Source organism: Streptomyces sp. NPDC016845 (assembly GCF_044332585.1).
In the GTDB taxonomy this organism is placed as follows: domain Bacteria; phylum Actinomycetota; class Actinomycetes; order Streptomycetales; family Streptomycetaceae; genus Streptomyces.
On sequence record NZ_JBIRPI010000010.1, the window covers coordinates 178,365 to 191,218 of the forward strand.

13 protein-coding genes are annotated in these 12,854 nt (G+C 70.8%); 4 read left to right on the forward strand and 9 right to left on the reverse strand.

Annotated features, from left to right (window positions below; genetic code table 11):
• Window positions 1-11 precede the first annotated feature (11 nt).
• Window positions 12-1,778 (forward strand): dolichyl-phosphate-mannose--protein mannosyltransferase, encoded by a 1,767-nt coding sequence (locus ACH4RC_RS24460; protein ID WP_398204505.1) that lies wholly within the window; start codon window positions 12-14, stop codon window positions 1,776-1,778.
• Between the two features lie 134 nt (window positions 1,779-1,912).
• On the opposite strand, the gene ACH4RC_RS24465 is transcribed toward ACH4RC_RS24460, so the two are convergent.
• A complete protein-coding gene (locus ACH4RC_RS24465; protein ID WP_398204508.1) occupies window positions 1,913-2,182 on the reverse strand; it encodes a DUF397 domain-containing protein in 270 nt (89 codons plus the stop codon).
• Between the two features lie 61 nt (window positions 2,183-2,243).
• Between ACH4RC_RS24465 and ACH4RC_RS24470 the strand changes: the two genes are divergently transcribed.
• Window positions 2,244-2,438 carry an ATP-binding protein gene (locus ACH4RC_RS24470; protein WP_398204511.1) on the forward strand — a complete coding sequence of 65 codons (195 nt, stop codon included), beginning with the start codon at window positions 2,244-2,246 and terminating at the stop codon, window positions 2,436-2,438.
• A 71-nt stretch (window positions 2,439-2,509) separates the two neighbouring features.
• The gene (locus tag ACH4RC_RS24475) at window positions 2,510-3,283 is read left to right on the forward strand and encodes an SDR family NAD(P)-dependent oxidoreductase (protein ID WP_398204513.1); all 774 of its coding nucleotides are present in this window, start codon (window positions 2,510-2,512) and stop codon (window positions 3,281-3,283) included.
• Between the two features lie 10 nt (window positions 3,284-3,293).
• On the opposite strand, the gene ACH4RC_RS24480 is transcribed toward ACH4RC_RS24475, so the two are convergent.
• The 3 genes from ACH4RC_RS24480 to ACH4RC_RS24490 form a co-directional block, all read right to left on the reverse strand.
• Window positions 3,294-3,491, reverse strand: coding sequence for a hypothetical protein (locus tag ACH4RC_RS24480; protein ID WP_398204516.1), 198 nt, complete (start codon window positions 3,489-3,491; stop codon window positions 3,294-3,296).
• Window positions 3,492-3,620: 129 nt separating this feature from the next.
• Window positions 3,621-5,315 carry a penicillin-binding transpeptidase domain-containing protein gene (locus ACH4RC_RS24485; RefSeq protein ID WP_398204519.1) on the reverse strand — a complete coding sequence of 565 codons (1,695 nt, stop codon included), beginning with the start codon at window positions 5,313-5,315 and terminating at the stop codon, window positions 3,621-3,623.
• Window positions 5,316-5,412: 97 nt separating this feature from the next.
• A complete protein-coding gene (locus ACH4RC_RS24490; protein ID WP_398204522.1) occupies window positions 5,413-7,050 on the reverse strand; it encodes a penicillin-binding transpeptidase domain-containing protein in 1,638 nt (545 codons plus the stop codon).
• Between the two features lie 272 nt (window positions 7,051-7,322).
• Between ACH4RC_RS24490 and ACH4RC_RS24495 the strand changes: the two genes are divergently transcribed.
• Window positions 7,323-7,745, forward strand: a complete 423-nt coding sequence (locus tag ACH4RC_RS24495) for a hypothetical protein (RefSeq protein ID WP_398204524.1) — start codon at window positions 7,323-7,325, stop codon at window positions 7,743-7,745.
• 650 nt (window positions 7,746-8,395) lie between these two features.
• Here the strand turns inward: ACH4RC_RS24495 and ACH4RC_RS24500 are convergent.
• From ACH4RC_RS24500 to ACH4RC_RS24520, 5 genes are read right to left on the reverse strand one after another with little or no spacing between them, the layout of a single operon-like run.
• A complete protein-coding gene (locus ACH4RC_RS24500) occupies window positions 8,396-9,604 on the reverse strand; it encodes a serine hydrolase domain-containing protein (RefSeq protein ID WP_398204526.1) in 1,209 nt (402 codons plus the stop codon).
• Between the two features lie 45 nt (window positions 9,605-9,649).
• Complete coding sequence (locus tag ACH4RC_RS24505; RefSeq protein ID WP_398204528.1) at window positions 9,650-10,159, reverse strand: GNAT family N-acetyltransferase; 510 nt, start codon at window positions 10,157-10,159, stop codon at window positions 9,650-9,652.
• Window positions 10,156-10,917 carry an energy-coupling factor ABC transporter ATP-binding protein gene (locus ACH4RC_RS24510; RefSeq protein ID WP_398204532.1) on the reverse strand — a complete coding sequence of 254 codons (762 nt, stop codon included), beginning with the start codon at window positions 10,915-10,917 and terminating at the stop codon, window positions 10,156-10,158. Before ACH4RC_RS24510 ends, ACH4RC_RS24505 begins: the two co-directional genes overlap by 4 nt.
• Window positions 10,905-11,666: a cobalt ECF transporter T component CbiQ gene (gene cbiQ / locus ACH4RC_RS24515; RefSeq protein ID WP_398204535.1), complete on the reverse strand. Its 762-nt coding sequence runs from the start codon at window positions 11,664-11,666 to the stop codon at window positions 10,905-10,907. Before cbiQ ends, ACH4RC_RS24510 begins: the two co-directional genes overlap by 13 nt.
• Window position 11,667: 1 nt before the next feature.
• Window positions 11,668-12,726: an energy-coupling factor ABC transporter permease gene (locus ACH4RC_RS24520; RefSeq protein ID WP_398204538.1), complete on the reverse strand. Its 1,059-nt coding sequence runs from the start codon at window positions 12,724-12,726 to the stop codon at window positions 11,668-11,670.
• Window positions 12,727-12,854 lie beyond the last annotated feature (128 nt).

The following is a 12,854-nucleotide window of genomic DNA, read 5'->3' on the forward strand; positions in this document are numbered from 1 at the left end:
ACGATGGCGCGGTGACCAGTACCGCGTCGTCGTCCCACCCGGCCCCGACCAGCGCCCCGCCCGAGCAACCGCCCACCGGGCAGCGGCCGTCGTCGGCGTGGCTGCACGGCCTGCGCCGGTTCGGGTACCGGGTGCCGCAGGACCGTGGCGGCGACGTCCGCGCGCGCCTCGTACCGCCGTATCCGGCGCCCTCGTCCCGGCTGTGGGCGTCGTTCGGCCTGAGCCGGTTCACCGCCGGGCAGGCGGGCCGGCTGCTCGGCTGGGCGGGCCCGCTGCTCGTCACGCTCGTCGCCGGTGTGCTGCGCTTCTGGAACCTCGGCAGCCCCAAGGCGGTGATATTCGACGAGACGTACTACGCCAAGGACGCGTGGGCGCTGATCCACCGCGGGTACGAGGTGAACTGGGCCAAGAACGCCAACGACCTGATCCTGGAGAAGAACGGCCACATCCCGGTCCCGACGGACGCCTCGTACGTCGTGCATCCGCCGGTCGGCAAGTACGTCATCGGCGTCGGCGAGTGGCTCTTCGGGTTCGACCCGTTCGGCTGGCGGTTCATGACGGCGGTCCTAGGGACGCTGTGCGTGCTCATGGTGTGCCGGATCGGCCGGCGCCTGTTCCGCTCGACGTTCCTCGGCTGCCTGGCCGGGGCGCTGCTCATGGTCGACGGCCTCGCGTTCGTGATGAGCCGCACCGCGCTGCTCGACTCGGTGCTCGTGTTCTTCGTGGTGGCGGCGTTCGGCTGCCTGCTCGTGGACCGGGACAAGGCACGGGAGCGGCTGGCGGCGGCGCTCCCGGTCGACGAGCACGGCCTGGTCCGCCCGGACGCGCACATCGCCGAGACCCTGCGCCTGGGCTGGCGCCCCTGGCGCCTGCTGGCGGGCCTCTGCCTGGGCCTGGCGGCGGGCACGAAGTGGAACGGCTTCATCTACCTGGCGGCGTTCGCGCTGATGTCGGTGCTGTGGGACGTCGGCTCGCGGCGGGTGGCGGGTGCGCACCGCCCGTGGAAGGCGACGTACGAGTTCGACCTGGGCTGGGCGTTCCTCTCCACGGTCCCCGTCGCGATCGCCACGTACGTCCTGTCCTGGCTGGGCTGGATCCTCTCCCCCGCCGACGGCTCGGGCGGCTACTTCCGCGACTGGGCGGCGACCACGGGCAAGGGCGGCCACTTCACCTGGCTGCCCGACTGGCTGCGCAGTCTGTGGCACTACGAGCACGAGGTCTGGGAGTTCAACACCCACCTCAGCTCGCCGCACACCTATCAGTCCAACCCCTGGAGCTGGATGGTCGACGGCCGCCCGGTCTCCTACTTCTACGAGTCCCCGTCCGCGGGGCAGCAGGGCTGCCCGGCCGACGCCGCGGACAAGTGCGCCCGCGAGGTCCTGGCCCTGGGCACCCCGCTCCTGTGGTGGGCGGCCTGCTTCGCCCTGCTCTTCGTCCTGTGGCGCTGGTTCTTCCGCCGCGACTGGCGGGCGGGCGCGATCGTCTGCGGCGTCGTCGCGGGCTACGCCCCCTGGTTCCAGTACCAGGAACGAACGATCTTCTACTTCTACGCGGTCGTCTTCGCCCCGTTCCTCTGCCTCGCCCTGGCGATGCTCCTCGGCGCGGTCATCGGAAAACCGGGGTCGAGCGACCGGCGCCGGGTCGCGGGCGCGGCGAGCGCGGGCGTCCTGGTCCTCCTGATCACCTGGAACTTCATCTACTTCTGGCCGATCTACACGGGTACGGCGATCCCGATCGACTCGTGGCGGTCGCGGATGTGGCTGGATACCTGGATCTAGCTGGGTGAATGAACGAGAGGGGCGCGCTTCCGGCTTGCCGCCTCAAGCAACAGCAAGTACACGCGCCGGTAGGAGCGTGCTCGTCCGAAGATCGCCGCGGGGCGCGCCTGCCAACCCTCGTTGCAGTGGAACGTCTACGGCTGCGGCAAATTTACGAGTCCGGTGACGAACCCTGCCCAGCTCTCAGGCCCGAAGCGCAGAGCGTTGCCGTTCGAATCCTTGCTGTCTCGTATGGCTATGTCCTCAGACAGTTCGGCGATTTCGACGCAGTCGCCGCCGCCTGAGCCGCCTCCGCTGTAGGTGCTCTTGCGCCACATGACGCGGCCGAGTTCGGGGGCAAGCATCGTTCGTACCTCGATTTCCTGTCCGCTACAGCTCATGCCGGACTTGCTGGATGAGGTCACGGCTGGCTGCTGGGCTCACAATCAGCAAGTCGAGACCAGGTTCGTACGAGGAGCAGATGAGGTGCGCATTGAGGTGCACGACGCGTCCCCCGACCCCGTGAGGGCAGTCGACGCCGATGAACTGGACTGCGGCGGGCGAGGCCTCCACCTCGTCGAGGTGTTGGCGGACTCCTGGGGGACGAGACTCCGGGAGGAGCGACCGGGAAAGGTCGTGTGGGCCGAGGTGTCGGCCCACACGCTGAAGAGACCCACGTAACGCGCTCAAAGAGCAAGTCGGTTGCGCCCAGCCGGTGATCTCGCGTCCCCTCCACGAGTAGCGTCGGGGCCATGACACGCTTCGAGGGATACGCGGCCATGGTCACCGGCGCGGGGCGCGGCATCGGGGCCGCCGTCGCCCGTCGTCTCGCCTCCGAGGGCGCTCAAGTCCTCGTCACCGATGTCGACCTGGCGGGCGCGGAGAAGGTGGCCGGAGAAATCCGGGAGCGGGGCGGCACCGCCACCGCGTACCTCTGCGACGTCGGCGACCGGCGCTCCGTGGAGGCGGCCGTCGCCGCCGCCGTCGAGAGCCTCGGGCGGCTCGACGTCCTCGTCAACAACGCCTACGCCTGTCACCCCGACGCCGCGCTCTTCGAGGACGAGGACGACGAGGCGTGGGCCCGCGACCTCGACCTCACCCTCACCGGGACCTACCGCTGCTGCAAGGCGGCCATGCCGCACCTCGCCGCGTCCGGGCACGGCGCGATCGTCAGCATCGGCTCCGTCAACGGCCTCCAGGACTTCGGCTGTCACGCCTACAGCGCCGCGAAGGCGGGCCTCGTCTCCCTGACCCGTACGCTCGCCGGGCACGCGGGCCCGCGCGGCGTCCGCGTCAACCTCGTCGCCCCGGGCACGGTCCGGACCCCGGCCTGGACGGGCCAGGGCCGCGACCCCGATGTCCTGCGCGACCTGTATCCGCTGGGCCGGGTCGGCGAACCGGAGGACATCGCGGCGGCCGTGGCGTTCCTCGCGTCCGGCGACGCGGCGTGGGTGACGGGCGTGACGCTCCCCGTGGACGGCGGCATCACAGCCGTGAACTCCGGGTTCAAGCGCTCGGCTCCCTGAAGCACGGGCCTCACCCCGCGTGCAGCATCAGCCCGATCCCCGACACCGTCACCCCCGCCGCCACGAGGCCGTGCGCCAGTACGGACAGCGCCGCGCCGACGAGGCCGATCCGAGCCGAGCCGAGCGAACGGCCGCAGTCGGCCGAACAGTTCGCCGCGCCGGCGGTACGCCGCGTACACCGGCACCGCGCGATCCCTCCGAGGATCATCAGCCACGCGATGTATGTACCCGGTCGAGATGCCGGAGGCCCGCACCCCGAGCCCGTCCACGACGCGTGGGTGGCCGCGGTCGGCAGGACCGCGGCGGCGGCCATCGGGGTCACAGGCCGGCGGGCCGTTCAGCCGGCGCCGCCCAGCAGCATCTCGCGGACGACCGGACCCGCCGAGTCGCCGCCGTGACCGCCCTGCTGCACCACCGCCGCCGACGCGAGGTCACCGCGCCAGGCTGTGAACCAGCCGTTGGGCTCCTTCTGCCCGTCGACCTCCGCCGAACCGGTCTTCGCGCCCATGTCGGAGCCGAGCCCGGACATCGGCTTCACGGCCGTGCCCGCGATCGCCGTGTAGTGCATCAGCTCCCGCAGCGAGGCGACCGTACCCGCCGACATCGTCCGCGACGCCTTCGCGAGCGCGCGGTTGTCGACGTCCGGCGAGACCAGGTAGGGCTGGTGGAAGGTGCCGGACTTCACGGTCGCCGCGACCGACGCCATGTTCAGCGGGTTCATCCGCACCCCGCCCTGCCCGATCAGCGACGCCGCCATCTGCGCCTCCGACTGCACGGGGACCGAGCCGTCGAAGCTGGGCACGCCGATCGCCCAGTTGTCGAGCCCGAGCCCGAAGACCTGCTGAGCCTGCTTGGTCAGCGAGTCGTCGTCCAGCTTCGGGGCCTGGCTGATGAAGGCGGTGTTGCAGGACGCGGCGAAGCTCGCCTTGAACGTGCCGTTCTTGATCTGGAACTTGTCGTCGTTCTGGAACTTCCAGTGCCCGTACGTGAAGTACTTCGGGCACGGGTGCTTCTTGTCGACCTCGGCAAGCCCCTTCTCCAGGAGCAGCGACGACGTGATGACCTTCATCGTCGAGCCGGGGGCCAAGGAGCCCTGGAACGCCGTGTTGAAGCCGGGGCTCGAGTTGGCCACGCCCAGGATCTCGCCGGTCGAGGGCCGCAGTACGACGACGGACGCGCGTTCGCGCTTGGCGACCTGCTTCTCGGCCGCCGCCTGCACGGACGGGCTGATCGTCGTCCTGACCGTGCCGGGCGTGCCCTCGGAGAGGGTGAGCAGCGTCTTGTCGGGCACGGCGTTCTTCTCCGAACCCTTCGCGGCACGCACTACGCGCAGTTCGACGCCCGCCGTGCCGCCCGCCTTCTTGCCGTACTTCTCGCGCAGCCCGTCGAGGACGGTCCCGAGCGAGGGGTACTTCTTCGCGGTCAGCTCGCCGCCCGCGCGGTCCACCGCCTTGATCGGCGGATCGCCCGCCTCCCCGGTGACGAGCCGGTCGCCGTCCTTCAGCTCCGGGTGCGCGACGGACGTCTGCCAGCCGACGAGGACCTTCCCGTCGCTCTCGCGGCGCACGGCCGTCAGCGCGGAGTCGTACGCGTACGGCTTGCTGATCCCGGGCCCGCCGGCCTTCTTCTCGTACGAGACCGTCGACGTGACGTGGAAGGGGACCTTGGCGCCGGCCGGGGTGCCCGGGGTCACTTTCACACCGGTGAGGCGGGCGTCCTTGGCGAGACCGGTGAGCGCGGCCCGGGCGGCGGTCGCGTCGTCGGTGTACGAGGCCGCCTTCGCCGCGTCGCCGGACTGCCAGGCGGCGAGGAACGCGTCGGCCACCGCATGGACCTCGGCGGCGCTCGGAGGCCCCGACGGCACCTTCGGCTTGTCGTCCGACGCTGCCGACGCCGAGGGCCCCGCACCGCTGTCCATCAGGGCGTACGCGCCGACCCCCGCCCCGACGACGGCGACCACGGCGGCCGCGCCGATCACCAGCGTGCGGGTGTTGCGGCGCTCGGATTCCCTGCGCCTGCCTCTGGTGCCCAACGTCGTCCTCCGGTGTTCTGCGGGTGGCCCAGGTTACGGGGTGGCCCAAGTCGCGGCTGTTGTAGGACAGAACGCCGTACAACGGTCCCTGGTTTCGTTACGATCCGGCACGCAGCACGGATGCCACGATCGGGCCGGCCGCGTCGCCGCCGTGACCGCCGCCCTCGACCATCGCCGCGGCGGCGACATCGCCCCGGAATCCCGTGAACCAGGAGTTGGAGACGGCCTGGCCGCCGACCTCCGCCGAACCGGTCTTCGCCCCGATGTCGCCTCCGCCGAGCCCGGCCATCGCCTGGGTCGCCGTGCCGATGGCCGAGGTCGCCGTCGCCTGCATCATCTGCCTGAGCTGGGAGACGGTCGAGGCGGGCAGGCCCTGCGCGGTGGCCAGTTGACGGTCGCCGAGCTTCGGGGAGACGATCACCGGCTGCCGGAAGGTGCCGGTGATCGCGGTCGCCGTCACCGAGGCCATGTTCAGCGGGTTCATCGTGACCTTGCCCTGGCCGATCATCCCGGCCGGGTCGTCGGAGTTGCCGTTGACCGGCACGCTGCCGTCGTACGAGACGATCCCCGTCTGCCAGTCCGTGCCGAGGCCGAACCGATTCCGCGCCTCGGCCGCGAACTTCTCCGGGCCGAGCTCGTCGGAGAGCTTGATGAAGGCGGTGTTGCAGGAGCGCTGGAAACTGCTGGAGAGCGTCGCGCCCTCGTCGGGCGCCATGCCTTCGAGGTTGTGGAAGGTCTGGCTCAGCGCGGGGGCCTCGTTCGGGCAGGGCGCCGGGCCGGTCATCGTCGTGACACCGTTGTCGATCAGCGCGGCCGCGGTGATGATCTTCATCGTGGAGCCGGGCGCCAGCTTCGCCTCGAACGCCGCGTTCCACGCCCCGTACCCGTGGTTGGCGACCGCGAGAACCTCACCGGTGGACGGCTTGACCGCGACCACGGCCGACTTCGAGAACTTCGCCGCCGACTGCTCGGCCGCCGCCTGCGCACTCGCGCTGATCGTCGTGTGCAGCGTGCCCGGCTTGCCCTTGGCGAGGGTGAGCAGCGTCTTGGCGGTGGTCGTCCCCTCGACGTCCTGCCGCTGGATGTACGTCTCGACGCCCGGCGTCCCTCCGGCCGCGTCCCCGTACCGGCCGCGCAGCGTTTCGAGCACCGGCCCGAGCGACGGGTACTTCTCCTGGCTCAGCACCACCCCGCTGCGGTCCACGGCCTGGATGGGCGGCGCCGCCGACTCACCGGTGACGAGCGTGTCGCCCTCGCGCATGGCCGGGTGCAGGACGGAGGGGCGCCACTGCACCAGCGGCCGCCCCGTGGTCTCGCCGCGCACGACCGTCAGCGAGGAGTCGTACGACAGCGTCCTGTTCGCCTCGCCGAACTGCACGGTCGCCTTGACCTTGAAGGGCACCTTCGCGCCGACCGGCGTGCCCGGCGTCAGGACGGTGCGCGTGACGTGCGCGTCGTCGTGCCAGCCGGTGAGGGCGGGCAGCGCGCTGTCCGCGTAGTTGGTGAGACCGGCCGCCGTCGCCGGGTCGTTCTTCGCCCACGCCGCCAGGAACTTCCGCGACGTCTCCTTGATCTCCTCGCTCGTCGGCGGCCCGCTCTTGCGCGTCTGCGTGACCGACGACGTGCCACTGTCCTCCGACACCGCCGAGACGATGTTGAACGCCCCGTACCCGGCACCGCCCACCATCGTGGCGAACACGCCGCCGACTATGGCGACCTTGACCCCCTTGCGCATGACGCGCCCCCTCCCCAGGTTGACCAAGGGACTGTAGACACGGAAGGGCCGCGATACGCAGGGCGTTTTCCAGATGGTGTCCGAAGGTGTCCGAAGAGTGATCGGAATCGCGGCCGAAACCGGATCAGAGAGGGTTCCCGGCCCCATCGGCGCCCCCATACGAGTACTTGTACGATCAAGCATTCTGCGGGGGCAATCGCACTTCAAGCCATGTCTTAGGGGGAGCCGTGGGGGGATCCGGTAGATCGCGTAGTGATGACGGGCTTGGCTGCGTGGTGCTGTTGGGCATCCTTGCGCTTGCCGTTGTCGGGTGGCTGACGTGGCTGGCCATCCAGTGGTTCGTCGCTGACTGGCGGTGGAGTTGGATCACTGCGACCTGCGCCGCCGTACCGGTTGTTGCGTACGGATTGACAGTCGCCTGGCGAGAGCCGCAGCCGTTCGAACCGGGCTGGCGGTTGGAGGCCTGGTGCAGTGCTGTGTGCGCGGCCGTGGCCCTGCTCGCCCCCGCCCTTGTGCTTCTGAAGGGTTGGGGCACGGCCAGCGTGGCCCTGATCGCAGGTATATCCGTCTGCGTTGCCCTGGGCTGGCCCTACGGGAACGTCGAGTTTCCGCGCTTCCTGCCCCCGGTCGAGGCGACCGAAGAGGTCGGAGGGGCCGATGAAGCCCCTGGTGCCATGTCGGGCGGGCAGTTGTAGGAGCCGCTGCCAGCGTCTCGCGCCCGAACTCAATCTCACGTCTGGGGGAATTTCAGTGCCGTACGTCCCTGCTTCCCGTCTCCGCGCTCGGCGCCTGGTCACGGTGGCTGCTGTGATCGCGGTAAGCGCCGCCGTCATTGGGATAGGGCGGAGCGGGAGCGATACAGCCACCGAAGCCGCAGCTCATGCGAGCCCAGCGGTCACCATCACAACGACTGCGACCGCGACGGCTACTGCAACCGTCACCACATCGCCGGTGGAGCAGTCGAAGAAGAACAGATCTGACAAGCCGAGCAAGAGGTCACAGTCGGCGGAGCACTCAGCCTCGACAGATCGGGAAGAGCAGTCGGAGGCGGCCGAGCAATCGCCGACGAGCCAAGCGAAACCGACGCCCCGGAGCACGTACTCCGACTCGCCTGGCCGACACGACGGAAGTAATTACGACAATCTCTCGCCGGAGGGGCAGGAGGCGCATGACACGCAGAATTGCGCCGACGTCCCGGGTCATAAGAAGGGCAGCTGCAACGAACCGAACCGGAAGTGCAATCTGGACGGTGCGCAGGTGACCTCGTCCGGCGGGATCCGGCTGACGTGTCAGATGGCCGACGACGGGCGGTTGCGATGGCTCCCCTGAGTCTTCTCGCGGTGGCCTACGCACCGCTGTCGCGCGTTCCAGCGACGGCCTCGCGCACCGCCCGCACCAGCGCCTGTGCCCGCGGGTCCGCCGTCACGCCCTGTCGCATGCCGTTCGTGACGTAGCCGAAGGCGATGCCCGTCTCCGGGTCCGCGAAGCCGAGGGCGCCGCCGCGGCCCGGGTGGCCGAAGGAGTCCGGGGTGAGGAGGGGGGAGGCGATGCCGTGGAGCATATAGCCGAGGCCGAAGCGGGAGGGGACGGCCAGGACGCGGTCCGGGCCGGAGGAGGCTTCCGTGCGGGCCAGTCGCAGCGTCTCCGGTGTGAACAGGCGCTGTCCGTCGGCCACTTCGCCGATCAGGGACGCGTAGAAGCGGGCCAGGCCGTCCGCCGTGCCGATGCCGTTCGAGCCTGGGAGTTCGGCGGCGCGGTACGCCGGATCGTTCTCGTCCGGCGACGGGGTGATCGAGTCGAAGGCCCGGCGGGTCAGCGACTCCGGGTTCGTGTACGCCTCGGCCAGGGCCCGCTTGGGCCTGGCACGCGGGGCGCCGGGGACGGCCGGGGCCTCGGTGGGGCCTACGCGTCCGGCGCGGTGGGCCTCGGCGGCGGGCAGGCCGATCCACACGTCGGCGCGGGCCGGGACGGCTATCTCGTCGGCGACGAACTCGCCCAGGGAGCGCCCGGTGACTCGGCGCACCAGCTCGCCGGTCAGCCAGCCGTACGTCTGGGCGTGGTAGCCGTGGTCGGTGCCGGGCTCCCAGAACGGGGCCTGTGCGGCGACAGCTGCGGCAGCGACATCGTGGTCAGCGGCCTCGGCGGGGGTCAGCAGGCGGTCCAGGGCGGGTACGCCTGCGCGGTGCGCCAGTACGTCCCGTACGAGCGCGTTCCCCTTGCCCCGTGCCTTGAACTCGGGCCAGTACGCCCCGACCGGCGCGTTCAGGTCCAGCTCTCCGCGCTGGTGCAGCAGGAGCAGCGCGGCGGCGGCCACGCCCTTCGTGGCGGATCGCAGGATCTGCGCGGTGCCGGGGCCCCACATCGCGGCGCCGCCGTCCACATCCCGCGTCCCCGCGTACAGGTTCACGACCTCCCGGCCGTCCCGGTAGACGACGACACCCGCGCCGCGCTCGCCCGCCTCCTCGAAGTTCCTGGCGAAGGCGGTCCTGACGCCTTCGAATCCGGGGGCGGTCGTGCCGTTCACTGCTGTATCCACGGTGGGTGCAACAGGCATCGATGCCGGTTGATTCCGACAGCGAGGCCGCACGGCCTCATCGGCTCAGAGCGCGCGGCTCCACCTTGTCTCGCCGTCCTCCACGATGTCTGTCGGGGCGAGCCCCGCGGACCTGGCCACGGCGGCGGAGGCGTGGTGGTCGGCGTGGATGTGCGCGATCACCGTTCGCACCCGTCGGCCGGAGGCCAGCCAGTCGACCAGCCCCCGCGCCGCCTCCCCGGCGATGCCCCTGCCCTGCCACCGCGTGCCCACCACCCAGGCGATCTCCGCGAGAGCCGCGGGGCCGTTCACCGTCGCCTGCACCGTGCCCGTCAGGCAGGACTCGTCGCGCAGGCGAATCACCCAGTTCAGCCACGTGACGGCCGGGTCCGGGGAGCCCGCGGTCAGGCGCTCGTAGCGGGCGCGCAGGGCGTCGGGGGTGTGCGGGGCGCCGCCGATGAAGGTGTGCAGCGCCGGGTCGGAGAGGACCTCGGCCATCTCGGGCGCGTGCGCGACCTCCAGAGGGAGGAGGTCGAGCCGGGCCGTCGCCATGGGCCGGGCGGAGACCGCGCTCAACGCGCCTTCCCCGCGACCGACTTCGGGTCGAATCCGAACGGCAGCTCCAGGCGGTGTGCCCGCATCAGGTCCTCGTCCGTCAGCAGGCCACCCGTCGCGCCGTCCGCCACGATCGTGCCCTCGCTCAGGATCACCGCACGCGGGCACAGCTCAAGCGCGTAGGGCAGATCGTGCGTGACCATCAGGACCGTCACGTCCAACGAGCGCAGGATGTCGGCCAGTTCGCGGCGCGACGCCGGGTCCAGGTTGGAGGACGGTTCGTCCAGGACGAGGATCTCCGGCTCCATCGCGAGCACCGTGGCGACCGCCACCCGGCGGCGCTGGCCGAAGGAGAGATGGTGCGGGGGCCGGTCCGCGTACTCCTCCATGCCGACCGACGCGAGCGCCTTGCGGACCCGGGCCTCCAGCTCTGGGCCCTTCATGCCGGACGCCGCCGGGCCGAAGGCCACGTCCTCGCGGACCGTCGGCATGAAGAGCTGGTCGTCCGGGTCCTGGAAGACGATGCCGACCTTGCGGCGGATCTCCGCCATGTTCCGCCTGTCGACGGGCAGCCCGGCGACCGTCACCGTGCCCGCGCCGCCGGTCAGGATGCCGTTGAGGTGCAGGACGAGGGTCGTCTTGCCCGCGCCGTTCGGGCCGAGCAGCGCGACTCGCTCGCCCTTCGCGATCGTCAGGTCGACGCCGAAGAGGGCTTGGTGGCCGTCGGGGTAGGCGAAGGCCAGGCCGGAAACTTCGAGAGAGGCAGTCACAGCGTCCATCCCAGCAGACAGACCACGAGCGCCGCACAGGGGAGGGCAAGCGCCGCCTGCCACTGCGCCCGTGACGCGGTCACCTCGTCGATCACCGGCATCGAACCCGCGTAGCCGCGGCTGACCATCGCCAGATGCACCCGTTCACCCCGTTCGTAGGAGCGGATGAACAGCGCCCCGGCCGATTTGGCGAGGACGCCCCAGTGGCGTACGCCGCTCGCCTCGAAGCCGCGCGACTCCCGCGCGATCTTCATGCGCCGCATCTCGTCCGCGATGACATCGCCGTAGCGGATCATGAAGGACGCGATCTGCACCAGCAGCGGCGGCAGCTTCAGACGTTGCAGGCCCAGCAACAGCTCCCTCAGTTCGGTCGTCGAGGCCAACAGCACCGACGCCGCGACCCCGAGCGTGCCCTTCGCCAGTACGTTCCACGCGCCCCACAGACCGCTCTCGCTCAGCGACATGCCGAGCACCTGCACCCGTTCGCCCTCCGCCACGAACGGCATCAGGACCGCGAACGCGACGAACGGCACCTCGATCAGCAGGCGCTTCAGCAAGTAGCCCGCCGGGACCCGGGCCGTGTACGCCACCGTCCCGAGGAGCATCGCGTACAGCGCGAACGCCCACATCGCCTCGCGCGGCGTCGAGACGACGACCACGACGAAGCCGAAGACCGCGGCGAGCTTCGTGTGCGGCGGCAGCGCGTGCACGGGCGAGTGCCCGGCGCGGTAGAGGCGGTGTGCGTGTCCGGCGCCCATGTCAGACGCTCTCGCCCACGGTGACCTCGGTGGAGGCCGCGTCGCTCGTACGGCGCCTGCGCAGCGCCCAGAAGATTCCGGAACCGGCGACGACGGTCACGCCGACGCCGATGATCCCGGCGAGGCCCCCGGAGAGGCGGGCGTCGGTGATGTCCTTGACGCCGTAGTCGGCGAGCGGCGAGCCGGCGGAGGCGTGCTCCTCGGTCTTGCTGTCGATGCCCTTGTCGTGGGCGACCTTCTCCAGGCCGTCGGGGTTGGCCGAGGCGTAGAAGGAGACGAAGCCGGCGAGGACGAGGGAGGTGATCAGGCCGGTGATCCAGACCTTGCGGTGCGAGCGCGGGGCCGCGGGGGCGGGCGCGGCGGCGGGGACGGCGTCGACCAGTTCGCCGCCGACCTTCAGCTTGAGCGGCGCTCGCAGGCCGCGGGCGCCGTGGACCAGGTCCGGGCGGACGGCCACCACCGCGCCGACGGTCAGCGCCGTGATCACCGCTTCGCCGATGCCGATGAGGACGTGGACGCCGATCATCGCGGTGGCGACCTTGCCGATGGAGACGTCGGTCGTCCCCCCGATGGCGTAGAGGAGGGTGAAGACGATCGCGGCGGCCGGGACGGAGAGCACGGCGGCCACGAAGGAGGCGACCGTGATCGAGCGGCGGCCGCGCGGCAGCACCTTCACGAGGCCCCGGAAGACGAGGTAGGCGACGACCGTGGTGGTGATCGCCATGTCCGTGATGTTCACGCCGAGCGCGGTCAGGCCGCCGTCGGCGAAGAGGACGCCCTGCATCAGCAGGACGACGGAGACGCAGAGGACCCCTGTGTAGGGGCCGACCAGTATCGCGGCCAGCGCACCTCCCAGGAGGTGGCCGCTGGTGCCCGCCGCCACGGGGAAGTTCAGCATCTGCACGGCGAAGATGAACGCCGCCACGAGTCCGGCCAGCGGTGCGGTGCGTTCGTCCAGCTCACGGCGGGCACCGCGCAGGCTGACGGCCACGGCGCCCGCGGCGACGACACCGGCGGCCGCCGAGACGGGGGCATTGATGAATCCGTCGGGTACATGCATGGCAGGGCACTCCGGCGCTCGGGCAGATGGTTAACCGTTCGATGATAGTGCTTTGTTGCGAACAGCTTGCAAGAGCGTCTCACCACCAATTGCACCCGGTCCGTACACACGGGCCCTGACGCACATAG

Excerpts from the sequence above, each read along its gene's own strand:
- cbiQ (WP_398204535.1), bottom strand. The coding sequence starts at position 11,666 with ATGGGCGCCGGACACGCACACCGCCTCTACCGCGCCGGGCACTCGCCC.
- ACH4RC_RS24475 (WP_398204513.1), top strand. The coding sequence starts at position 2,510 with ATGACACGCTTCGAGGGATACGCGGCCATGGTCACCGGCGCGGGGCGC.
- ACH4RC_RS24500 (WP_398204526.1), bottom strand. The coding sequence starts at position 9,604 with ATGCCTGTTGCACCCACCGTGGATACAGCAGTGAACGGCACGACCGCC.
- ACH4RC_RS24480 (WP_398204516.1), bottom strand. The coding sequence starts at position 3,491 with ATGATCCTCGGAGGGATCGCGCGGTGCCGGTGTACGCGGCGTACCGCC.
- ACH4RC_RS24490 (WP_398204522.1), bottom strand. The coding sequence starts at position 7,050 with ATGCGCAAGGGGGTCAAGGTCGCCATAGTCGGCGGCGTGTTCGCCACG.
- ACH4RC_RS24510 (WP_398204532.1), bottom strand. The coding sequence starts at position 10,917 with ATGGACGCTGTGACTGCCTCTCTCGAAGTTTCCGGCCTGGCCTTCGCC.
- ACH4RC_RS24520 (WP_398204538.1), bottom strand. The coding sequence starts at position 12,726 with ATGCATGTACCCGACGGATTCATCAATGCCCCCGTCTCGGCGGCCGCC.